The organism is Streptosporangium sp. NBC_01469, from assembly GCF_036227305.1.
Classification (GTDB): Bacteria; Actinomycetota; Actinomycetes; order Streptosporangiales; family Streptosporangiaceae; genus Streptosporangium.
Map to the genome: position 1 here is coordinate 1,883,740 of NZ_CP109465.1, position 21,040 is coordinate 1,904,779.

Sequence of the window (21,040 nt, forward strand, 5' to 3'; positions counted from 1 at the left end):
TTCAGCGCCTCCGGAAACGGCGAATGCCGATCTGGCCCCACTCCGCCTCGGAGAGCTGGTCGACCCCGAGGGAGTCGGCCGCCGTGTCGAGGTCTTCGCGATGCAGATTCCAACGGTGCATCAGGGTAATCACGTGGGGCTTGTTGCCTATCTCTCGCTGGACGGCCGCGTGGATCACATCGGCGACGCGGTTTCCGGTCAGTCGTGCCTTACGAGAAAGCGCCTCATAATCCGCTTTATCCAGCTCTATGGTGATAGCTGTGTCAGAAGTCGGTGCGCTGATCGCCTTTTGTCCTTCTCTGAGCTGGAGATGTGCCAGCCACAGCGGAACCGAATCCGATTCTTGTCTGGCACCATCGTGATCATTCGATGATGGTTTTTCCGATCCTGTGCCGTCTCGCCATGCCGGCATGGAGTGGGCCATGCGTTCGACAGTAGCCGTGAATTGTGGATTATGGCAGCACTTCTGGACCAAAGGTCATCACTACAGGAACCCCGGCGGCTGAGTGGCGGGATCCGTAGGAACGGAGGGAACGGAGGGATCGCCAGGGTTCGTGGGAACCGTGGGAACCGTGGGAACGGAGGGAACGGAGGGATCAGCGGGATTCGTGGGAACCGTGGGAACGCTGGGAACAGAGGGGTCGGTGGGAGTGGTGGGGACAGTGGGAGTGGTGGGGGTGGTCGCGCCGGGGGTGGGGGTGACCGCGCCGCAGAATCCCATGGTCCGCCGCTGCTCGGCTATCTGGTCGACCGGCGCCTGGTAGGTGAGCCGCTCCTCGGGCGACGGCTCGTACAGCCACGTACCGCTCTCGAAGGTGAAGTCGAAGTCCGTCGCGTCGTTGGCCCGGGTCGCCTCGACCTGGGCGTTGTCGCCGGTGATCGTGACGGTGGCGATGGTGAGCGGGGAGTTCGTCAGGATCGGGGGGCAGATCTCGAACAGCCTCACGTACTCCTCCCGAGCGATCAGCCCCTGTGCCTCGGTGGTCCACAGGTCCCAGAAGTCGCCGTACGACCCGCTGCTGTAGGCGTCGAGCGCCGGTTGGACGGCCTGGCGGACCGAGGTCTCCGAGTGCTCGCCGCCGGGCGTCGAGGCCGTGCTCGGCGGCGACGAGGGCGGGTTGAACACCATGAAAACGGCGATGACGGTCCCGATGGCCAAGCCGATGGCCATGATGACTATCACGACCAGCCCCCGTCCCGTCTCACCCCGCGGCGGCTGGCCGTACTGCGGCGGATAGCCCACGTGCGGTCTCCGGGGGACTGGCAAGAGCGGATGAAAGTGATCATAACGCCCGTAGCTCTCGGCTGACCACGCTCATCGCGAACCCGGAGGGGGAGCCGACATAATGCGCGCGTGATTCAAACGATCGGTACGGCCGCCGCCGTCTTCGCCGGTACCAACGTGGACGACATCATCATTCTGACGGTGCTCTTCCTGGCGTCCAAGGCGGGTGGCGTTCCCCGCCCCTGGCAGATCGTCACGGGCCAGTACGCGGGCATCGCCGCGCTGGTGGCCGTCTCGGTCGCGGCGGCCCTCGGGCTCGCCGTGGTGCCGGACCGCTGGGTGGGGCTGCTCGGCCTGGTGCCGTTCGGCATGGGGGTGTGGGGGCTGGTCAAAGCCGGGAGGGCCAGGAGGGGCGGTGACGACGAGGCGCCCCGGATCGCCTCGGGGGTGCTCTCGATCGCGGGGGTGACCATCGCGAACGGGGCCGACAACATCTCCGTCTACACCCCGCTGTTCCGCACGATCGGACCGGCGTCCAGTGCCGTCACGGTGGCCGTGTTCGCGGTGCTCGTCGCGGTCTGGTGCGTGGCGGCCTCCTGGCTCGGGTCGCACGAGAAGGTCATCGCCCTGGTGGAGCGGACGGGTGCGTGGCTGGTGCCCGTGGTGTTCATGGTCATCGGCGCCGTGATCGTGGCGGAGTCGATGTTTCCGTAAATATGGACAATTCCCCCGAATCTAGGGCATATGTACTGGGGAATTACTTACCATGCGAGACCATATGCGCTTCTATCGGCATCGATGGTTCAAGGCGTGGATCGCCCTGATCGTTCTGTCCTTCTCGCTCATCGCCATGATGCAGGTGGCCGGTAACCAGGCCGTCCTGCCCGCGGCCTTCTTCTACGGGGCCGCGGCCGGGCCCATCGCGCTCCTGCTCGCCGTCCACGACCGTATCCACATCGCCACCAGCGTGCCGGCCATGACGCTGGCGGGCATGTTCCTGTTCGGCGGGGGTGTCGCGCTCCTGCTCGGCGGCTACTTCGACGCGCTCCTCATCTCCGAGAAGAACAGCAACTCGATCCTGCGGGTCGGATGGATCGAGGAACCCGCGAAACTCGTCCCGCCCCTCGCGGTCGCGCTCACCGGCCGCCACCTCACCAAGGCCGCGGGGGTCGCGCTCGGCCTGGCTTGCGCGACCGGATTCGCGATCATGGAGTCGATGGCCTACGCCTGGAAGAGCATCGCCAACCACGACGGCGCCCTGGGCGCGGGCACGGTCCTCCTCCTGCGTGGCCTCAGCACCCCCTTCAGCCACCTCGTCTGGACCGGCCTGGTCTGCGCGGTGGCCTTCGGCGCCTGGGAGGTCCGGGGCCGCGCCGTCGTCACCCTCCCCATCGTCGTCGCCTTCGTCACGGCGGCCATGCTCCACTCGCTCAGCGACGGGCTGCTCATCCTGGACATCCCCCGACCGGCCAGGCTGCTCTTCATCGCCGTCGCCGTGACGAGCTACTGGCTGTTCCACCGGGCCACCCGGAATCTGAAACCGATGCCGATCCCGGAACCGGAGCCGGTTCGCGCCTGACTCCCGGCCTCCCTGACTCCCGGCCTCCGCCGGCCGTACGGCCGCATGGGGGCCGAACGGGCGGGAGCGATCCGGGCCTCGGCCTACTCGTACTGCTCGTCGGGGGGATCGACCCTCGTGAGGCTCTTGCCGGTCATCTGCGGGTAGATGACCCCGTTGGGCATTGTGCCGAAGGTCTGCGGGATCCAGGTGCCGGTGACCTCGACCCAGGGCAGCGCCCTGGTCCAGAACGACGCCGGGACGAACGCCGTGATCGCCGCCGGCAGCGCCACCCCGAAGACCAGGAACGGCAGCGCCTGCACGCAGATCGCCACGAAGATCGTGGCCCACGTCCGCAGCGCGGGCGCCGTCAGGTGGGGCGTGAGCGCGAATCTCCCCACCACCAGCAGGACGATGACGAGCGCGAACCCCCACGGCAGGGCACGGTTCGCGGAACCCTTACGCCCCCGGGAAGCGGAGCTCGCACGTCCCCAGGAATCCGGAGGAACCGGGCTCTCGTCATCGGTCCAGAGACTCCGCGGGCCGGTTCGAAGCTCGGACACGCGCCTCATCGTGCCATATCGCTTCGATGCTTCACGTGGAACATCACAACTGCGCAAGCAGCCACCGGGGTCCGACGGTCTCGGCACCCAGTTCCGTGACCCGCTCGCGCAGCCCCCGGTCGGCGGTGACGACCAGGACGCGCTCCCAGGGGCGGGTGTCCCGTACGGCCCGGACGATGGCGTCGTCCCCGCTCCCCGGGGCGGCGATCACGGAGACTCCGGGCACGGAGGCGGTGCCGCGGGCGGCGCCCTCGACGACCGCGGTCAGCCGGGGGAACCAGCGCGCCAGCGCCGGGACACGGTCGGGCGCGGTCCACCGGCCGTCGGCGGCACGCGCGCCGACCTCGGCGAGCAGCTTGGCCGCCGCCCCCGCGCGATCCCGCCACCAGCCGTGCTCGGCGCGGGCGCCCACGATGTTGGCGACGTCGAGGACGACGAGGGAGGGGGTGAGCGCGAGGCCGACGACCGGCCAGGTCGCGGCGAAACCGGGGTGGAGGTTCCTGGCGGTGATCTCCTCGGCGGGGACCCAGCGCAGGTCGTCGCTCTCGGCGTTGGCGGGGATCGCGCGCAGCAGCTCGGAAGCCTCGGCGATCACGGTGTCGAAGGACCAGCCGCCGTGGTCGTCGAGGTAGACGCCCTGGACCCGCAGGCCGGTGCCGTCCAGCGCGGCCTCCTCGAAGGCCTCGCGCAGGGCGGTCGCGACCGCGTCCTCGTGGCTGTCTCGGGCGCCGCCCGGAAGTCCCCAGGTGCCGCCGTGATGGCTCCACGCGGAGCGCTTCTGCATCAGGACGCGGGGCCCGGCTGTGGCGTCGTGATGGACGGCGAGCAGACCGGCCGCGCCGTACACCCCCCAGTGCCGGTGCCCGAGATCGCACCGAGCCCACCCGTCCCCGTCCCCGGCCGTCATGAACCAATGATGCCTCAGGACCGGTCGAACACCCTCCGTCCCCCGGCCACCGGGGAGATGCGGGTCACCGGTCTGGCGGGGGACCTGACGGCACCTCCGTCCCCCGGCCATCGGGGAGATGCCGGTGATGGAGGGGACAACCGGCAGGTAGAAAAACGTTCATGGTGCCATGTCCTGATCCGGCATACTGGCCGCCTTGATCCTCGTTGAAGGACTCCCATGTACCCGAGCGCGCTTTTCGCGCCTGTTCGCTTCCTGCAGCCGGTTCGCGCGTTCGCGACCGTCGCCCTCACCCTGATCGCGCTGACCTCCGTCGTCTCCGCCGGCACCTCGGCGATGCGGCTCCTCTACCGGGAGAGCTGGTCGTGGCGGACGGTCTACGAGTGGAACGCCCTGTACGCGCTGCTCCTCTCCCCGGTCATCCTTCTTTTCTGGGTTCTCCACCTGCTGGCGGGCATCGCCTTCGTGTGCTGGCTGTTCCGCGCCCGGAGCAACGCGTACGCGATCTCCCCCGGGGTCTTCCACAGGTACGCCGCGCCGTACCTGGTGTTCGGGTGGATCGCTCCCATCGTCAACCTGTTCGTCCCCAAGGGGGTCGTCGACGACATCCTGACCACCTCCCGGCCCGGTGGGCTGCCGCCGGGAACCGACCTCTACCGGGGACGCCGCTCGGGGCTGGTCTGGGCGTGGTGGCTGGCGGGGCTGCTGTGGACGGTGACGGAGACGGCGTCCGTGGCTCTGGGGAACGCGGACCTGACCGTTCCGGAGACTGTCGCCCTGGTCGCCTGCGTCCCGCTGCCGATCGTCGCGGGCCTGCTCGCCGCCCGGGTCGTCCTGACGATCACCAATCTTCAGGAGACCGTCCGTGCCGATCTGATGGCGGGGGGACGGCCCCGGAAAAGGCTCGGGCCGCCCGTGGGGTCCTATTTGGGCCTCACCACTCTCGTCGTGCGTGACTACGACGAGGCCATCGGCTTCTACCTCCACGTCCTCGGCTTCGAGCTCCTGGAGGACACGCCGCTGGGCGACGGCAAGCGCTGGGTCACCGTCCGCCCGCGCGGTGCCCGGGAGACGGCGCTGCTGCTCGCACGCGCCGACGGTCCCGAGCAGGAGGCCCGGGTCGGCGACCAGACCGGTGGCAGGGTCGGCCTCTTCCTCCACACCGACGACTTCGCCCGCGACTACGAGCGTCTGCTGTCGGCGGGCGTCGTCTTCGAGGAGGCCCCGCGTAGCGAGCCCTACGGCCGGGTCGTCGTCTTCCTGGACCTGTACGGCAATCGCTGGGACCTGTTCCAGCCCGCCGACGTCTCACCGGCCTACGGCTGAGCCTGTTTCAGCCCGCCGGGGTCTCGGCGGCGTACGGCTGAACCTGGGCCGGCCCGCCGATCTCTCATCGGTGTACGGCTGAGCCTGGATCGGCCCGCCGGGAGTCTCACCGGTGCATGGCCGAGTCTGGGTCGGCCCGCCGGGAGTCTCACCGGCCTACGGCTGAGCTGCTGGGCCGGTCCGCCGACCTCTCGCCGGTGTCCTGCCGCCCGGACCGGCCTCGCCGCCGGGGCGAACGCCTTCCCAGGTCTCAGTTCCCGCCCTTCGAGAAGTGCTGGTAGTCCTTGATACCGGACCAGTAACCGCCCCACTCCCAACCCTTCTGCTGGAAGGCCCTGACCACGCGGTCGCCCGGGTTGATCACTCCGGGAGCCCGTACGGGGCGCTTGAAGAACTCGCGGGCGTTCTTGTGGGATCCCGTGCCGTTGGCGTATATGTACGGGTTCTCGCGCGGGTTGATGTCGACGGCCAGGCCGTAGGCGTGCTTGGACCAGCTGCTCGACCCCTCCGCGGGGCGGCAGTTGAAGGCCGAGGTGTTGTCGGCGTCGATCGAGGCGAAGTCGTCGGCCTTGTAGGCGTCGACGAGCCGCATCTTGTAGATCGGCCAGCGCCAGTCGTACAGGCGGTGGAAGACGGAGACGATGTCGTCGGCGGCGTCCTCGTGCACGACCAGCTCGCCAGTGTGCGGCTTGCCGTCGAAGCCCCAGTAGGTCATCGTGATCAGCCGCAGATCGCCGACCGGGACCGGGCATCCGGGCCGCCACGAGTATTCGAGCCGTTCACGGGCGACCCGGGAGACCTTCGCGGAGAACTTCGGCGGCCCCGTCGGGGTCGGCGACGCCGTGGTGGGCGGGATGGTCGCCGGCGGCACGACGGTCGGCTCCGGGGCGGCCACCTCGGTGACGGGCGAGGACGCCGAGATCGGCGCGGAGGTGACCGGAGGCGCGGCCGGGGTGGGTAGGGAGGTCGCCGCGCCACACGAGGCCGCCGCCAGGCACCCGGCGGCCGTCGCGAGCACGGCCCGCGTACGGATCATGAATTTGGAGCCTGACACGAGTCGCCCCCTCAGAAAAACGGACAAAAGCGACAAAAAGCATTGTAGATGATTGATTACCCGAGGTGAGAGGTGGCCGCGGCGGCGATCCACTCGTGGGCGATCACGGGTTCCGGTGGCCAGGGGGTGCCGTTGATCACGGCCACCAGCTCCCAGTATCGCCCGGCGCGCGGGTCGTGCTCCGCGTAGTCCCGGACGACCGACTCCGGGGTGCGCCGCTGAGCCCCGGCCAGGAGTGCGACGATCCCGGCCACGACGGGCGCGGCGGCCTCCGACTCCGGGGCCACGCCGTCCCGTATCGCGGCCAGCGCCGTCTCCGTGACCAGGGCGTTGACCTCGTGCCAGGCCGCCAGGTCGATCCGGTCGGCGTTCGCCCAGAAGTCGCTGCTCATCTCGCGCAGGGAGGCGCGGAAGCCGTCGTCGGCGAGCAGCTCGGTCAGTTCCAGCCAGGCGTCGAGTTGCTCGATGCCCGGCTCGTCGGGCAGGTCGGGCACCATGGCCGTGCGCAGGCCGCCGAGCCACTCCTGCCTGGCGGCGTTCTCGCCGGCGACGTCGTCGACGAACTCGTTCACCAGCGCGGCCGTCTCCGCCGCGCCGAGCCGCCCGAGGGCGTTGAGCCGGCGCAGGTCGTCGTCGGCAGGCTCGTCCCGCTCCAGGGTGGCCCTGAGCACCGCTCGGGTCCGCTGCAGCGCCCTGATCTGCGTCTCCACCGTACGGAGGTGCAGGGAGAGCACCTCGCCCAGGTCGCGGTCGCCGAGCGATCTGATGGTCGCCAGGTCGACGCCGATCTCGCGCAGCGTCCTGACGAGCTCCAGCCGCCCGCGGTCCTCGTCGCCGTAGAGGCGGTAGCCGCTCCGGGTGCGGCCGCGCTCGGGGAGCACCCCGATGTCGGAGTAGAACCGGATCGTCTTCACCGGCAGCCCGGAGAGTCTGGCGAGCTGTCCGATCGTGTAGCTCATGGCCGTGATTATTCCGTTGAGTCTCCAGTAACGGGAGACTTTAGCTTGGCGGGCATGTCGAACGTGTCGAAGAAGAAGGTCAGCCGGATCGCCAAGCTCCAGCTCCCGGCCGGTGAGGCCGGTCCCGCCGCCGTGGGCAAGGACCTGGGCCCGCTGGGCCTGAACCTCATGGAGTTCTGCCGCCAGTACAACGCGGCCACCCAGGACCGGCGGGGATTCGTCGTCCCCGTCGTCGTCACCGTGTTCGAAGACCGCTCGTTCGAGCTGGCGATCAAGATGCCCACCACGGCCTCGCTGATCCGCAGGGTGATCGGCCTGGACCGGGGCAGCCCCCGTCCCGGGCACCAGGCGGCAGGCACGATCACCCGCGCCCAGCTGCGAGAGGTCGCCAGGACCAAGCTGCCCGACCTCAACACCACCGACCTCGACCAGGCCGAGAAGATCATTGCCGGCACCGCGCGCTCGATGGGCCTGACCGTCCGGGACTGAGCCCTGTACGCCCCTGCTTACGGCCCCCTACGTCGTGTGCGGCTTACGACCGGATTCATAGTTGCTTGGCGTGGGAGCCCACATTCCTTGGGGAGGCTTTTCATCGAAACGTATCGCGCCTGTGTTCGAACCCGCGCTACAGTCATGGGCACGGGATCGAACACGGGTTCGGGCTGACGTTCTCGCAGGTGAAGGGGTGTGTCATGGCGATGCTCGCGGTGCCGCCGACGGCACGCCCCCCGCTCCCTCGCCCGCCGGTGGAACGCGGCGCGACACGCCGTAGCACTTTCTACGGAATTCTAGGCCGGCCGCTATATCCCGTCATAAAGTCCGAGAGCGTGGACCCCGTGCGCAATCCCTACGCCCCCGGTGCCGGACAGCGCCCCCCGGAGCTCGCCGGTCGTGACCGCGAGCTACAGCAGTTCGAGATCGTCCTGGAACGGGTGGCCCGAGGGCGCCCCGAGCGCAGCATGGTGGTCACCGGGCTGCGCGGCGTGGGCAAGACCGTTCTGCTCAACACCTTCAAGTCGATGGCCATGCAGCGGCTGTGGGGCACCGGCAAGATCGAGGCCAGGCCCGACCAGTCGATCCGGCGCCCGGTGGCCGCCGCCCTGCACATGGCGATCAGGGAGCTGGCCCCGAGGCATCGGGCGCCCGAGCGCATCGAGGAGTTCCTCGGCGTGCTCAAGGCGTTCGCGATGCGCGACCCGTCAGCGGCCAAGGGCACCTCGCACTGGTCGCCCGCGATCGACGTGCCCGCCGGCCGGGGACGCGCCGACTCCGGAGACCTGGAGATCGACCTCACCGAATTGTTCGTCGACGCCGCCGCGGTCGCCACCGACCTGGGCGTCGGCATCGCGCTGTTCATCGACGAGATGCAGGACGTGCAGGCCCCCGACGTCTCGGCGCTCTGCGCGGCCTGCCACGAGCTCTCCCAGAGCGGCGGGCCGCTGATCGTGGTCGGCGCCGGGCTGCCGCACCTGCCCAGCGTGCTGTCGGCCAGCAAGAGCTACTCCGAGCGGCTCTTCCGCTACGCCAGGATCGATCGCCTCGACCGCGAGGCGGCCGACCTGGCGCTCATCGCCCCGGCCGAGAGCGAGGGCGTGGAGTTCACCCAGGACGCCCTCGACGCCCTCTACGTGGCCGCCGACGGTTACCCCTACTTCGTTCAGGCGTACGGCAAGGTCGCCTGGGACCTCGCGCTGCGCAGCCCGATCACCGCCGACGACATCAGGGTCTCCGCGCCGGAGGCCGAGGAGGAGCTCGCGGTCGGCTTCTTCGGCAGCCGCTACGAGCGGGCCACCCCCGCCGAGCGCGACTACATGCACGCCATGGCCGCCATCGGCGACGAGCCCGTCGCCACCGCCGAGGTGGCCGAGGGGCTCGGCCGCAAGCCGTCGAGTCTCTCCCCGGCCCGCGACAGCCTCATCAAGAAGGGCCTGATCTACAGCGCGGAACGCGGGCTGATCGCGTTCACCGTCCCGCACTTCGGAAAGTTCCTGCGGTCCCAACCGGTCTGACTGAACACTTGTTCGATATAGTGCGAGGGGGCCCCTAGTCCTCTATATGGCTCTCTAGTGGGGAAGCTAGAGAGCCATATAGAGCTCAATCGTGCTGCCCTAGAAAAATCTAAGGCTCTCTAGCGTCCAGCCGATATCGGCAGAGATTCCGGCAGAGACTCCGTCTGCACCGGCTGCCCGTCCGAGCCGACCATGGCGACCCGCACCGCCGGGTGCCGTCCGCTCAGATAGACCGCGAAGACCACGTCGACGGGCGCGCCCGCGTGGCTGTTCCCCGGATAGACGAAGAACCGCCAGCACAGCTCCCGCCAGCTGTCGACCGGTTCCTTGCTCGACAGCAGTTCCGCGTGTGAGCGCCAGACCGTGCTCGACCGCAGCCGTCCGAGCGCGGTGGCCGGGTCGAGGCGGCGCTGCTCGCAGGGTGCCCGATAGCGGAGCCTGGCGATCGTCTCCTCGATCTCCGGCGAGAGCGTGGCGAGCAGCAGCAGCCCCGCGAGCGTGAGCGGCACGTGTGTCCAGGTCAGACCCGCCATCGCCTCCCAGCCGGGGATCGCCGGAGTCCAGACCAGTCCCAGGGCCATGGCCGTCAGCACCATGGTGCGGCCCAGCGACCGTCGTCCCACCGGGAGCGCGCTGACCTCGCCGAAGCAGCCGCACCCCGCGTCCGGGCGGCGGCGGCGCAACTCCCACAGGACGTAGGTGGAGATCGCGAAGAACCCGGCGATTCCCCACCGGAAGAACGGATGGCCGGTCAGCAGCAGCCCGCTCGCCAGGAACAGCTCCCCGAGCGCGCAGCCCAGCATCGCGGGCCCGCGCCAGCGCTCGGGCACCAGCACGGCCGGTCCCAGCTTGCTCAGCATGCCCGGCTCGGCCTCGCGCGTGACCGTTCCGATCTTCGCGACCGTGCCCGCCGCCAGCAGCAGGAACACGACCGGCAACTGCGCGGCGGCGATCGTCATCAGCATCTGTGTCACCCCATTCCGAGCCGGGCGTTGAAGCACCCGGTGGTCAGGTCTCCGCCGAGTTCCACGAAGGAGCTCGGTGACAGTTCAAGGATCCGGCCGCGCGGAGAGGTGCCGCACTCCAGGCACCGGTCGCAGAACCGGCCGGCCAGGCAGCCACACGCCACGATCGGCAGGACCGAGGTGCGTCCGGCGCACACGTTGCGCACGGTGAGCATCGACCCCAGCGCCAGGTACGGCAGCCCGGCGCAGGACACCCCGGTGTCGTCGCACGCCGTGTCGGCCCGTTCCAGCATGGGGTAGGCCACCCCCTGCTCCCCGTCGTCGAAGGTGTCCGACCAGGTGGCCGTGCCCGAGATCCGCGACTGCACGCCGACGTAGCCGGGGGGCGGTGGCGGCACGGCCGTCCACCGGTAGGGCGGCTGCGAGGTCGCGGGCAGCCGCGCCCGCGCCGTACCGTCCTCGCGAACCCCGATGGCGTCGAACAGGTAGCCGGGTTCGAACTGCGGATGCCTGACCCGCAGCCGCCCGGAGGAGCGGTAGGGGATGACGATCGTGCGCCGCCCGCGGTGCGGCCCGCAGTACAGCTCCACGGTGTGGTCCTTGCCCTCGGTGCCGATCGACTGGATCACCCCGGTGATCCTGGTGATGTCGGCCCAGATCCGGTCCACGACCCGGCCGGCCCGCAGCGCCCTGATGATCACATTGGACCCCGGGGGGAGGTCGGCGGGGCTGACGGCCTCACCGCGCCAGGCGGTCGCCCACGGGGCGATGACGAGCCGCTCCTCGTCGCCGTCCGGGGTGTCGACGACGATCAGATGCGGGCTGACGTCGAGGATCGTGCCGCTGACAGCGTGGAAGGACTCACCTTCGGTGGGGAGGGGGCCCGGCTCCTGGACGGTCCGGCCAAGCGCGGCGGCCGCCAGCGTGCGGCGGCGATCGGCGCTGCGATAGGGCATCGTCGCTCCCCAATTCTGCGAGGTGTCGCAGCCAGCGTCACACGCTTCGCGGAATCCCGCTGTCCGCTCCACGAATAATCACGGCAGGTGTCCAACCAGGTACTAAAGTTCCCCTCCCTGGTAGAACGCATTGGTGTCCACCCGATGACAAACCGCTATCTAATAGTTCTTGCGTGCTCCATCGCCCATCGAAGCCGATCTTTACCGTTGATGGGATGAAATATAGATTTCGGTTCAGCCGCAGTATGGGTTCTTGCTGCGATTCTGGCCACCATACGCACCTGGAGCACAGGCTGGTGATCGCGGTGGCCGGCGGGACCGACGAGGAGTTCCGCGAGTATGTCCTTGCTCGCGGCCCGGCGCTGCTGCGTGCCGCCTACCGGCTCACCGGGCACCCGAGCGACGCCGAGGACCTGTTGCAGGCGGCGCTGGTCAAGACCTACCTCGCCTGGGACCGCATCCAGGACCGTACCGCCCTGGACGGCTATGTACGCCGGGCGATGGTCAATATCAACATCTCCTGGTGGCGGCAGCGCAAGTTGGAGGAGTATCCGTCAGGCGAACTCCCGGAGCCGGTCGTCGCGGGCGGCCACCACCTGCCCGAGAGTGTCGAGCAGGCCCTCGACCGGCTGCCCGCCCGGATGCGGACCGCCGTCGTCCTGCGCTACTACGAGGACATGACCGAGCCGGAGATCGCCAAGGCGCTGGGCATCAGCGTCGGGACGGTCAAGAGCACGGTCTCCCGGGGGATGGCCAAGCTCCGCGGCGACCTCACCCCCTCCGAGGCGCGGCACCTGGAACCGCAGGTCTGACACGACGGGCGCCCCCACGCGCCACCGGTCCCCTCCCCGGCCACCCGTACGGAACCTGTCTCCACAGATCTCACGGGGACTCACGTCTCGTGGGACTTCCTATGGACCATGAACTTCCTGCGGGCCCCGTACCTTCTATGGCCCTTGTCTTCTGCGGACCCCGTCTTCCGCTCATCCCGCCTTCCGCTCATCCCGTACGGATGACGCGTCACTCGGACGGGATGAGCGCGGCCTCCTCCGGCCGGAAATCCTCCGCCCCCGCGGTGGCGCACGGTCGCACGGCGTCGCGGATGGTCCTGAGGGTGCCGAGGAAGGTGCTGAGCTCAGCGGGGGGAAGAAGCCCGGTGAACCAGGTCTCGATGTCGATCAGGTGTCGCGGAAGGACGCCGCCGAGCCGGTCGGTGCCGACCTCGGTGATGGCCGCGTAGGAGGCCCGCCGGTCGGTGGAACACGCCTGTCTCGTGACCAGTCCCTCGCGCTCCAGCCGGTCGACGACCCGGGTCGTCCCGCTCGTGGACAGGCCCGTCTGCGCCGCCAGGTCGCTCATACGCAGCCGCCCCTGCGGCGAGCGCGCCAGCCTGATCAACGTCTCGAAGTCGATCTCTGAGAGCCCCGCGGCCGCGAAGGACTCGTGCGTCTTCGCTGCGATACCGGTGTAGACCTCGGCGAGGAGGCCCATCGCCGTAAGCCGGGAGTCGTCAAAGTGGTTCACGCTCCTACCTTACCCGACAGTAGTTGACGAGAGGAATATTCCTCGTGTAGAAATCTGTTGACGCAAGCATCCACCCAGCAAGTATCTCTTCGGGAGTAGAAAATGACCACTCGGACCTGGGAGAACCTTCAGATCCCCGCCCCGGGCACCTACGCTCTGGACGTCGCCCACACCCAGATCGGCTTCGTCGTCAAGCACATGATGGTGAGCAAGGTTCGCGGTCACTTCAACGAGTTCGCCGGCACCGTCACCATCGCCGAGAACCCCCTGGACTCCTCCGCGCAGATCTCGATCAAGACCGCGAGCATCACCACCGGCGCCCCCGACCGCGACGGCCACCTGCGCAGCGATGACTTCCTCTCCGCTGACAAGTTCCCCGAGCTGACCTTCCACAGCACCCGCGTTCTCAGCCACTCCGGTGACGAGTTCACCCTCGCCGGCGACCTCACCATCCGTGACGTCACCAAGCCGGTCGAGCTCACCGTCGAGTACGGCGGCGCCGGCACCAACCCGTGGGGCCAGGACGTCTGGGGCTTCTCGATCAAGGCCGAGATCGACCGCGAGGAGTTCGGCCTGACCTGGAACCAGGCGCTGGAGACCGGCGGCGTCCTGGTCGGCAAGAAGATCAAGATTGAGATCGAGGGCGAGGCCAACCCGGCCGCCTGATCTCCGTGACCACCCGAGGTCTCCTCCCGTCCCGCCGGGCGGCGAGGGGCCTCAACGGCGTTCACTTGAGTGTTCACTTGGTGAGATGTAGCGTCTCGCAAACTGGGAATCCACAGGATTTCCGCCATGCTCAGCTGCGGACTCCTCAGTTTGTCCACAGGGTCGGGGAGAGTTATCCACCACTTGTGGATAACTCTCCTCCGACTCTTGCCCGAGACGCGATCGTCAACCGCTTTGCCGCCTCGCCTGATGGCCGGTACTCTGTGCTGAGCCGAACGGCCACCAGGAGGCTTCGCCTAGTCAGGTCTATGGCGCCGCACTGCTAATGCGGTTTGGGTTTACCGCCCATCCGGGGTTCAAATCCCCGAGCCTCCGCCGATCAGAGGCCCTCTCCCGAGATACGGGGAGAGGGCCTTTTCGATCTCCGAACACCGCCGTAGTTGCAGTTCGAGTTGCAGCTGGGCGCCGACCCGTGATGCGGCGACGCGGAAGACCAAGATCGACCATGCCGCCGCATCCGCCTATCGGGCCTCGCCGGAGAGCAGCGCCCTCCATATATCGCCGGCCTGCCGGATCGGCCACCGATAGGTCTCGTGAACTTCCGGGCTGCCTTCCAGTTGGAGCGTGCGCCGGATGAATCCCTGCCCTCCGGCCTGGCATTGCACTCCCGCCTACATCGCCATGGAGACAGGCGCGACCCGCGTCCTGCTGGGCCAGGCCACCGCGGCCATTCCGATATTCGAGGCCAGCCGCTCCCAGCGGTCCGAATCCAGCCGGGCACGCGATCACGTCTTGTTCCTGACCCGTATGGCGACCGCCTACGCCATAGCGGGCGAACGAGAGCACGCCTGCGCGGTGACCGAAGACGCCATCTCCCGCATGCAGGCTCTTCGCTCCAGCCGGGTCACCAGCCAGCTCATAACACTGCGCACTCACCTGGCCCGATGGACGGCAGACCCCTCCGTGGCAGACTTGCTCACCAGGCTCGACATCCTCTCGGAGTCCTTCTCCCTGCCAGCACCCTCGCCACAAGGAGACCGGTGACCACCCTGCTGCCCACCGCGACCACCACCGAGGAACGAGACCGCAACGCCCAGGTCGCGATCCTCCCTGTCGGCAGCTTCGAACAGCACGGTGACCATCTGCCCCTCAGCACCGACACCATCGTGGCCACCCTGATCGCCCGCCAGATCGCCGAGGCTCACCCTGTCCTGCTGCTCCCGCCCGTGACAATCTCCTGCTCGCACGAGCACAGCGCCTGGCCGGGAACCGTCAGCATCTCCGCGCGGACCCTGCACGCGATCGTCACTGACGTCTACGCCTCCGTCACCCGCTCCGGACCTACGGCCCTGGTCGTCGTCAACGGCCACGGAGGCAACTACGTCCTGAGCAACGTCGTCCAGGAGGCCAACGCCGAAGGCCGCCGCATGGCACTGTTCCCCTCGCGCGAGGACTGGAACGAAGCCCGAGCCGCTGCTCAGCTCACCAGTTCCACGCACGAGGACATGCATGCCGGAGAGCTGGAGACCTCTCTCCTGCTGCACGCCTGCCCTGAGGTGATCCGCCCCGGCTACCAGTCCGCCGACTGGATCGCCGACGACCGTCGCCATCTCCTGACGAAGGGCATGCAGGCTTACACGGACAGCGGGGTCATCGGCCGCCCATCCCTGGCCACTGCCGAAAAAGGCAAAGCTCTGCTCGACAGCCTCACCAACGGCTTCAGCGAGGTGCTCAACCTCTTCACGAAGCCCTGAGCGACGGCACACCAGCCGATCATGAGCTGAGTAACTGCCGAATTGTTCTGAGTAGGTATCAAGGGCGGCGCTCCGCGCCGCCGCGCGGCCCTGCGCTCGGCCACACGCTGCGCGTGCGGCCTGGGGGCCGTTCTCGCGCGCGGCCGTGCCCAGGCCGCACAAAGCCACTATGACCTCTAAAGTCTTTGGTCTCCCCATATCGAGCTACCTATGTCAGTCTATGGCGTAACCCTGTATCGGTAACACACCTTGCAAGCCGAGATCCGAGGAAATAGGTAGACGTGGAAATCAAGAGCTTGAATATTGTGTCTATTATAAACCGGCGAGTTGGCCGCGAAATCACCTCTACCGCTAAAGAATATAGTGGACTAGTTAGCGCATACAGTGAGGCATTCTATGGCACTGTCGATGACAGTCTCTCCAAACTAGATAGGCTCAGTTATTTAGATTCAGACACAATCGAGAAGATAAAGCCGACTATAGCCGATGCTGCACGCTGCTATCACGCACGCAACCCATTTCCCGTGCTACGCCAGGCAGCGAAGCGAAGAGTGCGCGTCAAGGTAACTTTCCCTCTAGTCATCATAGGAGCGTGGTGCTGGACCATCCAGGGCATCTTGCCACCCGCTCCCACTACCTCCGAAGCTATAGGTGGCGTGCTTTACGCCATTATTCCCGTGCAAATAGCATATTTTTTGGCAAAATTCCGCTACAAAAATGTATTTATTGTACAGCTAGTTGGAACGCTTCTTGTAATACTAGCCAGCTGGCGATTCCACTTCATCTCGTCTGAGACTAGAGCAGAATGGAACGCCCAGGTGTTCACGCCTCCGGCATTGCTTAAATTCCTAATTCCGGCCTGGAACCCCGAGCCGGTGAAAATATCGGCATACCAAATTGCTTATGCCCCAATTTGGGGATTAAGTGCAACGCTGGTTTTTCTTGCGATCGTTATGGTGGCTACTCGTTGGCAGCTAGCGCTTTTCCATGAGGCTGAGCCCGGTCCTTGGCACCCTAAAGCTGCCTATATGTCATCTGTCTTGATTGTGGGCATGCTTGATCTGGCCAGTCGACTAGAGGACAGTCTGAATAGGGAGGCGGGTCACGCGGATTCTTTGCTTCATGGTCGACATTATTGGTTCTCTAGGGAATTAGCGCGACTGGCCCGCGTTTCGAGCGGACCTTGGGCTCGGCTCATGCGTGCGCGCTACGGAAGTGCTGGATATAACGCAGCTTCACATGCGAGCGGCATGGCATTTACATTCCAGAGCTGGCGACTAAAAATAACCTTTATGAGTAATCAATTTCATGACGTTAACCGAGAGATGCAGCTCGCCTTGGTTGCCGCAGCAGAGGGTGATTGGGCCTCGGTGGTCGCTGATAATGCAGCGGACGCAAATCTTACACAGGGGCGCCTTGTAAGGGTGTTGAGGAAGACTGTGTCAATCGCTGTACCACTGGTGGTTGCATTCATGGTTTGGGCCTATCTGGGGTCGGCTCTAACCCCATTCAGTCAACCCATCATTATTACTTGTATCGCCTTTTCGGCCCTCCAGTTGTTCTTAGTGCTCGATCCTCAAGCTGTGGAAAGGCTTGAGGGTGTACAGAAAATTACCGAACTCTTTAAAAAGAATTAATAATCCTTGAGTCGCTCCTGTCGGACCTTCCGCTGGCATGCTATGAGCTGGCTAGCTGTTAGTACTGCACTCACGATCGCCTTCCTGTTGCTGACACCCAGGGTAAAGACCCTGTACGGGGTTGCAGTTTCACCGCCATACCAGTCCGTTCCAGAAGGATCGCCGACGGGCGTTGGTCCCGGTGGGACCGTCCTGAACGATGGCGCCCCGAGCTGTTAATGCGGTTTGGGTTTACCGCCCATCCGGGGTTCAAATCCCCGAGCCTCCGCAGATCAGAGGCACTCTCCCGAGATACGGGGAGAGGGCCTTTTTTGATTACCGGAGAAGAAGAGCGGCGGGCCGTACGGCTGTAGCACCTTGTCCTCGGACTCGGTTGAGTCCGTCTGATCCTTCACAAGCGTCCGCTGCGTGTCGGCCGGACCGGAGGGATAACGGCGATCGCGGGGCGGCCCTCCATGATCGCCCGGTCCTGGTCCGACAGAATGCCCGGATATGCGGATCTTTGTCCACCCTTCTCAACCGCTCGGCCAGACCGTTAACCCACCTTTGGCGATTACATGGTTTTTCCTCTCGAACACTGCGGACATAGTATGAATGTGACTTATCTTGAACAGTATGACGCCCAAGTTGATGATGAGAAAAAAGCCGCACTGGTGCGCGGATGGATCCGCACGGACACAGTTTTATTTTTTCGTGAGCTCCGTGAGCACCGTCCGATTTTCGTAACGCCTGGATTTACCCTCGTCACACGGTTCCCGGATGTGCTGGAGGTGCTGTCGCACGAAAATATCTTCTCCGTGCGCCTGAACGCACCACGCATGGATCCAGTAGTCGATGGCCCGTTCATGCTCGCCCGCGATGATACTCCGGTCAACTGGCGAGAAAAGGGAATCATGCAGGCTGTCCTCCGGCCAGAAGATCTTCCGAACGTACGCGAAATGGCGGGACGCATCGCGGACGAAGCTCTTGACCGTAACACTCAGGGTGGTCGCATCGAAGTAGTGAGCCAGCTCGGACGCTATGTACCGATCAGTCTCTGCGGAGAATACTTTGGCTTTCCGGGTCCTGATCTGGAAACAATGTATCGCTGGTCCCGTGCGACTCAATTCGATATGTTCAAAAACCTGCAGAACGATTCGGTGGTCCACGAGGAGTCCGTTCGTGCGGGTCAGGAGATGATGGCGTATCTCAAAGATCTTCTGGACGATAAGCGTACAACCGTGGAAAATGTGAAGGTGAATCACCGCCAGGACACCTTCAGCCGGCTTATCCGGACCTGTTTTCCTGCTGAACTGGACTTTGGCGACCATCGGATCCTGGCGAACGTCGCCGGTCTGCTGATCGGCGCGGGAGAAACAACCTCACAGGCGATCGTCCAGGCGCTGGAACAGATCCTGTTGCGTCCAGATATCCAGGCTCAGGCAACCGATGCGGCCACCGAACCCGACTTGGAGAGATTCGATCGATACGTCTGGGAGGCCCTTAGGTTCAACCCCATCAACCCACTGGTATTCCGGTACTGCGAAAAGGATTACAAACTGGCCGCGGGCACGCCGCGCGAAACGCTGATCCCGGCGAACGCGATCGTCTTCGCGTGTACGGCCTCCGCCATGTTCGATGAGTACTACGTTCCGGACGGAAGCTCATTCCGAATCGATCGTTCCGACTTCGTTCGCCTTCACTTCGGTTTTGGCCATCACACCTGTCTGGGACGCTACGTGGCAGGCGTGATGATCCCAGAAGTCGTCCGGCGAATCCTTTTGCGCCCGGGAGTGTCACTTCTCCCTTCACCGCATGGAGGTATCGATTTCCAGGGCGGACCGTTCCCCGAACGATTCACCATTTCCGTCGGTGAGGCCGCTCAAAAAAATTAGAGAACCCTATGAACGCCAAGAGAAGTAAGATCGACGACGGCTGGAACAGCCGAATTGAATTCTATCCGACCACACACTTCGAACCCCTCTGGCGATGGATCCAGCACATTCCGACGCTACGGCGCAAGGTCAACAAGGCTCTCATTGACCGAGCCATCTTAAATACCCTCGTGCGAATGAGGCCCGCTCCGACCGGAGCGAGTTTCCATTGAACACGCTCGGGAATCGTATGGTCACGGCCTCGATAAGGCTCTGGCAGATGGCGGGGGAACCATGACCCATCTCATCGTGTGCTGCGACGGTACCTGGAGTACTCCACAGAACGAGTCGGTCACCAATGTTTGCCGGCTGTACAACGCCCTCACCGAGACAGGCATGGACGGCGACCGCCAATTGGCTTACTACCAGCCCGGCGTCGGTACGCTGAGCAACAGACTGCTGGGGGGAGCCGTTGGGCTGGGCCTGTCCGACAATGTGATGGACGCCTATCTCTGGCTGACCATGCGATACGTCCCGGGATATCGCATCTCCCTGTTCGGATTCAGTCGCGGTGCCTACACGGCCCGAAGCGTCGCCGGGATGATCTCGGCGTGCGGGCTAATCGACAATGCCAAGGTAGACGAGGCCGAGCTCTGGCCTCAGATCAAAGATCTGTACGATCGTGGGTACCGGCAAAGAAAGCGTGACCCCCAAGGTCGTGAATGGCGAAACGGGCTCACCTTTCGCTGGGACCCGGACGATTGCGACCAGATCCCAATACATTTCATCGGAGTGTGGGAAACCGTCGGCGCCCTCGGTATTCCGGCCTACATGGGCTGGCTCAGCCTTCTGGACCCACTGCACCGGCACGACTTTCACGACGTGCGGCTCAACCCGTACATCAAGCACGGTCGCCACGCCGTGGCCATGGACGAGCGCCGCAGTCCCTATACGCCCACGCTGTGGTCGGAGCCGTACGGGACCGAACAGATCGTCAAGCAGGTGTGGTTTCCCGGTAGCCACGTGGACGTCGGTGGCGGTCATCCGCAAAGGGGGCTGAGCGACTGCTCGCTGCGGTGGATGATCGACGAAGCGCGCAGGGCGGTCGGCATCGGTTTCTACAAGACGACCGTGAAAAACCAGATCAACCCCAATCCGCTCGACGTTCTGCACGCCGACCATGGTGTGGTCGGCGTGCTCCAGCCCTTGGCCGCCCCGCAACTCGAGCCGCTGCTCGAAATCTTTCTACAGCCGCGGCCTCGGGCTGTGCCCAAAATCGACCCGGACGCGACGATCCCCCTGATCCACCAGTCGGTATACGACCGGTACCAGAACCCGCCCATCACGAGCGGGCCCTACCGGCCTACCCGGGTGCTTGCTCCAGAGCAGAGCAAGACGGTTGAGGTGTTCGCCCACGAGCCGTGGAACGAGACAGGGCTCTACCTTGAAGCCGGCGACTATCGCTTCACGGCTGAAGGCCGGTGGCGCGATGTCGGCATCCTGTCCGGTCCCGCCGGTATCACGGGTCTGCGCCGCTTCAATCCTCTGGTGGAGAGACTCCGGCTCGTGGGCACGCTGCTGGGGCAGGGCGAGAAGCTGTTCCAGCTGGTGACGGGGAAGAAGATGGCGAACTTTGTCGGCACGCGCAGGGAGGAGAACATGCCGTGGATGTCGCTTGTCGGCGTCGTCGCCAACGATGCGACAGCGGTTGACGGTGAGTACAAGTCCCACGAACGCATCGCCGTTGGCGCCGGCACATGCTGTCGGGTGGCCAGGAGCGGCTATCTGTACGCCTTCGCCAACGACGCCTGGGGTTTCTACGGGAACAACCGAGGCAGCGTGCACCTCACCGTGACCAGAATGCCTGTTGAGGAGCAGCCGACCGTTCCCACCCGCACCGAGCGAGAACGTACTCCAGGGCAGGCCGTGCCCGTCGGTAAAGCCGGTAAAGCCGGTAAAGCAAGGGGTACAGACGAAGCTTCACGACGTGGCGCTGCGCCTTCTGTGAATCGCCAGGCGGAGTTGGCTGACATAGGCCGGGGACGTCGAGCCGGGAAGCACGGGAAGCAAGGGTGACGTCTCAT

General features: G+C 65.7%; 21 protein-coding genes and 1 tRNA gene. 13 read left to right on the plus strand and 9 right to left on the minus strand.

Going from position 1 to position 21,040, the window contains the following annotated elements; genetic code table 11:
• Nucleotide 1: 1 nt before the first annotated feature.
• Both OG587_RS08500 and OG587_RS08505 read right to left on the minus strand, forming a co-directional pair.
• Entirely contained in the window at nucleotides 2-424 is a 423-nt protein-coding gene (locus OG587_RS08500; RefSeq protein WP_329088466.1) for a hypothetical protein, read from the minus strand.
• A gap of 60 nt (nucleotides 425-484) precedes the next feature.
• On the minus strand, nucleotides 485-1,171 hold the full coding sequence (locus OG587_RS08505; RefSeq protein ID WP_329088468.1) for a hypothetical protein: 687 nt from the start codon (nucleotides 1,169-1,171) through the stop codon (nucleotides 485-487).
• 183 nt (nucleotides 1,172-1,354) lie between these two features.
• On the opposite strand from OG587_RS08505, the gene OG587_RS08510 reads away from it, so the two are divergent.
• Together OG587_RS08510 and OG587_RS08515 are read left to right on the plus strand one after the other, a co-directional pair.
• A complete protein-coding gene (locus tag OG587_RS08510) occupies nucleotides 1,355-1,939 on the plus strand; it encodes a cadmium resistance transporter (RefSeq protein WP_329088470.1) in 585 nt (194 codons plus the stop codon).
• A gap of 52 nt (nucleotides 1,940-1,991) precedes the next feature.
• Nucleotides 1,992-2,804 (plus strand): PrsW family glutamic-type intramembrane protease, encoded by an 813-nt coding sequence (locus OG587_RS08515; protein WP_329088472.1) that lies wholly within the window; start codon nucleotides 1,992-1,994, stop codon nucleotides 2,802-2,804.
• A gap of 83 nt (nucleotides 2,805-2,887) precedes the next feature.
• Here OG587_RS08515 and OG587_RS08520 read toward each other — a convergent pair whose 3' ends face one another.
• Both OG587_RS08520 and OG587_RS08525 read right to left on the minus strand, forming a co-directional pair.
• A complete protein-coding gene (locus OG587_RS08520; RefSeq protein ID WP_329088474.1) occupies nucleotides 2,888-3,346 on the minus strand; it encodes a hypothetical protein in 459 nt (152 codons plus the stop codon).
• Nucleotides 3,347-3,389: 43 nt separating this feature from the next.
• Nucleotides 3,390-4,253, minus strand: a complete 864-nt coding sequence (locus OG587_RS08525) for an NUDIX hydrolase (RefSeq protein WP_329088476.1) — start codon at nucleotides 4,251-4,253, stop codon at nucleotides 3,390-3,392.
• Between the two features lie 219 nt (nucleotides 4,254-4,472).
• Here OG587_RS08525 and OG587_RS08530 point away from each other — a divergent pair, with 219 nt between their 5' ends.
• Nucleotides 4,473-5,579 carry a DUF4328 domain-containing protein gene (locus tag OG587_RS08530; RefSeq protein ID WP_329088477.1) on the plus strand — a complete coding sequence of 369 codons (1,107 nt, stop codon included), beginning with the start codon at nucleotides 4,473-4,475 and terminating at the stop codon, nucleotides 5,577-5,579.
• Nucleotides 5,580-5,829: 250 nt separating this feature from the next.
• Here OG587_RS08530 and OG587_RS08535 read toward each other — a convergent pair whose 3' ends face one another.
• Together OG587_RS08535 and OG587_RS08540 are read right to left on the minus strand one after the other, a co-directional pair.
• Nucleotides 5,830-6,633 (minus strand): M15 family metallopeptidase, encoded by an 804-nt coding sequence (locus OG587_RS08535; RefSeq protein WP_329088478.1) that lies wholly within the window; start codon nucleotides 6,631-6,633, stop codon nucleotides 5,830-5,832.
• A 56-nt stretch (nucleotides 6,634-6,689) separates the two neighbouring features.
• The gene (locus OG587_RS08540) at nucleotides 6,690-7,592 is read right to left on the minus strand and encodes a MerR family transcriptional regulator (RefSeq protein WP_329088479.1); all 903 of its coding nucleotides are present in this window, start codon (nucleotides 7,590-7,592) and stop codon (nucleotides 6,690-6,692) included.
• A 54-nt stretch (nucleotides 7,593-7,646) separates the two neighbouring features.
• Between OG587_RS08540 and rplK the strand changes: the two genes are divergently transcribed.
• Both rplK and OG587_RS08550 read left to right on the plus strand, forming a co-directional pair.
• Nucleotides 7,647-8,081 (plus strand): 50S ribosomal protein L11, encoded by a 435-nt coding sequence (rplK, locus tag OG587_RS08545; RefSeq protein ID WP_329088481.1) that lies wholly within the window; start codon nucleotides 7,647-7,649, stop codon nucleotides 8,079-8,081.
• Nucleotides 8,082-8,428: 347 nt separating this feature from the next.
• Complete coding sequence (locus OG587_RS08550; RefSeq protein WP_443075512.1) at nucleotides 8,429-9,601, plus strand: AAA family ATPase; 1,173 nt, start codon at nucleotides 8,429-8,431, stop codon at nucleotides 9,599-9,601.
• 119 nt (nucleotides 9,602-9,720) lie between these two features.
• Here OG587_RS08550 and OG587_RS08555 read toward each other — a convergent pair whose 3' ends face one another.
• Nucleotides 9,721-10,566, minus strand: a complete 846-nt coding sequence (locus OG587_RS08555) for a MauE/DoxX family redox-associated membrane protein (protein WP_329088483.1) — start codon at nucleotides 10,564-10,566, stop codon at nucleotides 9,721-9,723.
• Nucleotides 10,567-10,571: 5 nt separating this feature from the next.
• A complete protein-coding gene (locus tag OG587_RS08560; RefSeq protein WP_329088484.1) occupies nucleotides 10,572-11,522 on the minus strand; it encodes a hypothetical protein in 951 nt (316 codons plus the stop codon).
• Nucleotides 11,523-11,827: 305 nt separating this feature from the next.
• Between OG587_RS08560 and OG587_RS08565 the strand changes: the two genes are divergently transcribed.
• Complete coding sequence (locus tag OG587_RS08565; protein WP_329093789.1) at nucleotides 11,828-12,334, plus strand: SigE family RNA polymerase sigma factor; 507 nt, start codon at nucleotides 11,828-11,830, stop codon at nucleotides 12,332-12,334.
• A gap of 208 nt (nucleotides 12,335-12,542) precedes the next feature.
• On the opposite strand, the gene OG587_RS08570 is transcribed toward OG587_RS08565, so the two are convergent.
• Nucleotides 12,543-13,046, minus strand: coding sequence for a MarR family winged helix-turn-helix transcriptional regulator (locus tag OG587_RS08570; protein ID WP_329088485.1), 504 nt, complete (start codon nucleotides 13,044-13,046; stop codon nucleotides 12,543-12,545).
• 102 nt (nucleotides 13,047-13,148) lie between these two features.
• Here OG587_RS08570 and OG587_RS08575 point away from each other — a divergent pair, with 102 nt between their 5' ends.
• The 7 genes from OG587_RS08575 (at nucleotide 13,149) to OG587_RS08605 (ending at nucleotide 21,032) form a co-directional block, all read left to right on the plus strand.
• A complete protein-coding gene (locus OG587_RS08575) occupies nucleotides 13,149-13,712 on the plus strand; it encodes a YceI family protein (RefSeq protein WP_329088487.1) in 564 nt (187 codons plus the stop codon).
• Between the two features lie 285 nt (nucleotides 13,713-13,997).
• Nucleotides 13,998-14,087: transfer RNA gene (locus OG587_RS08580), tRNA-Ser, on the plus strand.
• Nucleotides 14,088-14,345: 258 nt separating this feature from the next.
• Nucleotides 14,346-14,756 carry a hypothetical protein gene (locus tag OG587_RS08585; protein WP_329088489.1) on the plus strand — a complete coding sequence of 137 codons (411 nt, stop codon included), beginning with the start codon at nucleotides 14,346-14,348 and terminating at the stop codon, nucleotides 14,754-14,756.
• Nucleotides 14,753-15,466 (plus strand): creatininase family protein, encoded by a 714-nt coding sequence (locus OG587_RS08590; RefSeq protein ID WP_329088490.1) that lies wholly within the window; start codon nucleotides 14,753-14,755, stop codon nucleotides 15,464-15,466. The genes OG587_RS08585 and OG587_RS08590 overlap by 4 nt, the downstream gene beginning before the upstream one ends.
• A 281-nt stretch (nucleotides 15,467-15,747) precedes the next feature.
• Nucleotides 15,748-17,103, plus strand: a complete 1,356-nt coding sequence (locus tag OG587_RS08595; RefSeq protein ID WP_329088492.1) for a hypothetical protein — start codon at nucleotides 15,748-15,750, stop codon at nucleotides 17,101-17,103.
• Nucleotides 17,104-17,699: 596 nt separating this feature from the next.
• Nucleotides 17,700-18,977 (plus strand): cytochrome P450, encoded by a 1,278-nt coding sequence (locus OG587_RS08600; protein WP_329088494.1) that lies wholly within the window; start codon nucleotides 17,700-17,702, stop codon nucleotides 18,975-18,977.
• Nucleotides 18,978-19,250: 273 nt separating this feature from the next.
• On the plus strand, nucleotides 19,251-21,032 hold the full coding sequence (locus OG587_RS08605; protein WP_329088496.1) for a DUF2235 domain-containing protein: 1,782 nt from the start codon (nucleotides 19,251-19,253) through the stop codon (nucleotides 21,030-21,032).
• Nucleotides 21,033-21,040: the final 8 nt, after the last annotated feature.

Excerpts from the sequence above, each read along its gene's own strand:
- OG587_RS08500 (WP_329088466.1), bottom strand. The coding sequence starts at position 424 with ATGGCCCACTCCATGCCGGCATGGCGAGACGGCACAGGATCGGAAAAA.
- OG587_RS08505 (WP_329088468.1), bottom strand. The coding sequence starts at position 1,171 with ATGGCCATCGGCTTGGCCATCGGGACCGTCATCGCCGTTTTCATGGTG.
- OG587_RS08515 (WP_329088472.1), top strand. The coding sequence starts at position 1,992 with ATGCGAGACCATATGCGCTTCTATCGGCATCGATGGTTCAAGGCGTGG.
- OG587_RS08525 (WP_329088476.1), bottom strand. The coding sequence starts at position 4,253 with ATGACGGCCGGGGACGGGGACGGGTGGGCTCGGTGCGATCTCGGGCAC.
- OG587_RS08530 (WP_329088477.1), top strand. The coding sequence starts at position 4,473 with ATGTACCCGAGCGCGCTTTTCGCGCCTGTTCGCTTCCTGCAGCCGGTT.
- OG587_RS08540 (WP_329088479.1), bottom strand. The coding sequence starts at position 7,592 with ATGAGCTACACGATCGGACAGCTCGCCAGACTCTCCGGGCTGCCGGTG.
- rplK (WP_329088481.1), top strand. The coding sequence starts at position 7,647 with ATGTCGAACGTGTCGAAGAAGAAGGTCAGCCGGATCGCCAAGCTCCAG.
- OG587_RS08555 (WP_329088483.1), bottom strand. The coding sequence starts at position 10,566 with ATGCTGATGACGATCGCCGCCGCGCAGTTGCCGGTCGTGTTCCTGCTG.
- OG587_RS08560 (WP_329088484.1), bottom strand. The coding sequence starts at position 11,522 with ATGCCCTATCGCAGCGCCGATCGCCGCCGCACGCTGGCGGCCGCCGCG.
- OG587_RS08575 (WP_329088487.1), top strand. The coding sequence starts at position 13,149 with ATGACCACTCGGACCTGGGAGAACCTTCAGATCCCCGCCCCGGGCACC.
- OG587_RS08585 (WP_329088489.1), top strand. The coding sequence starts at position 14,346 with ATGAATCCCTGCCCTCCGGCCTGGCATTGCACTCCCGCCTACATCGCC.
- OG587_RS08605 (WP_329088496.1), top strand. The coding sequence starts at position 19,251 with ATGACCCATCTCATCGTGTGCTGCGACGGTACCTGGAGTACTCCACAG.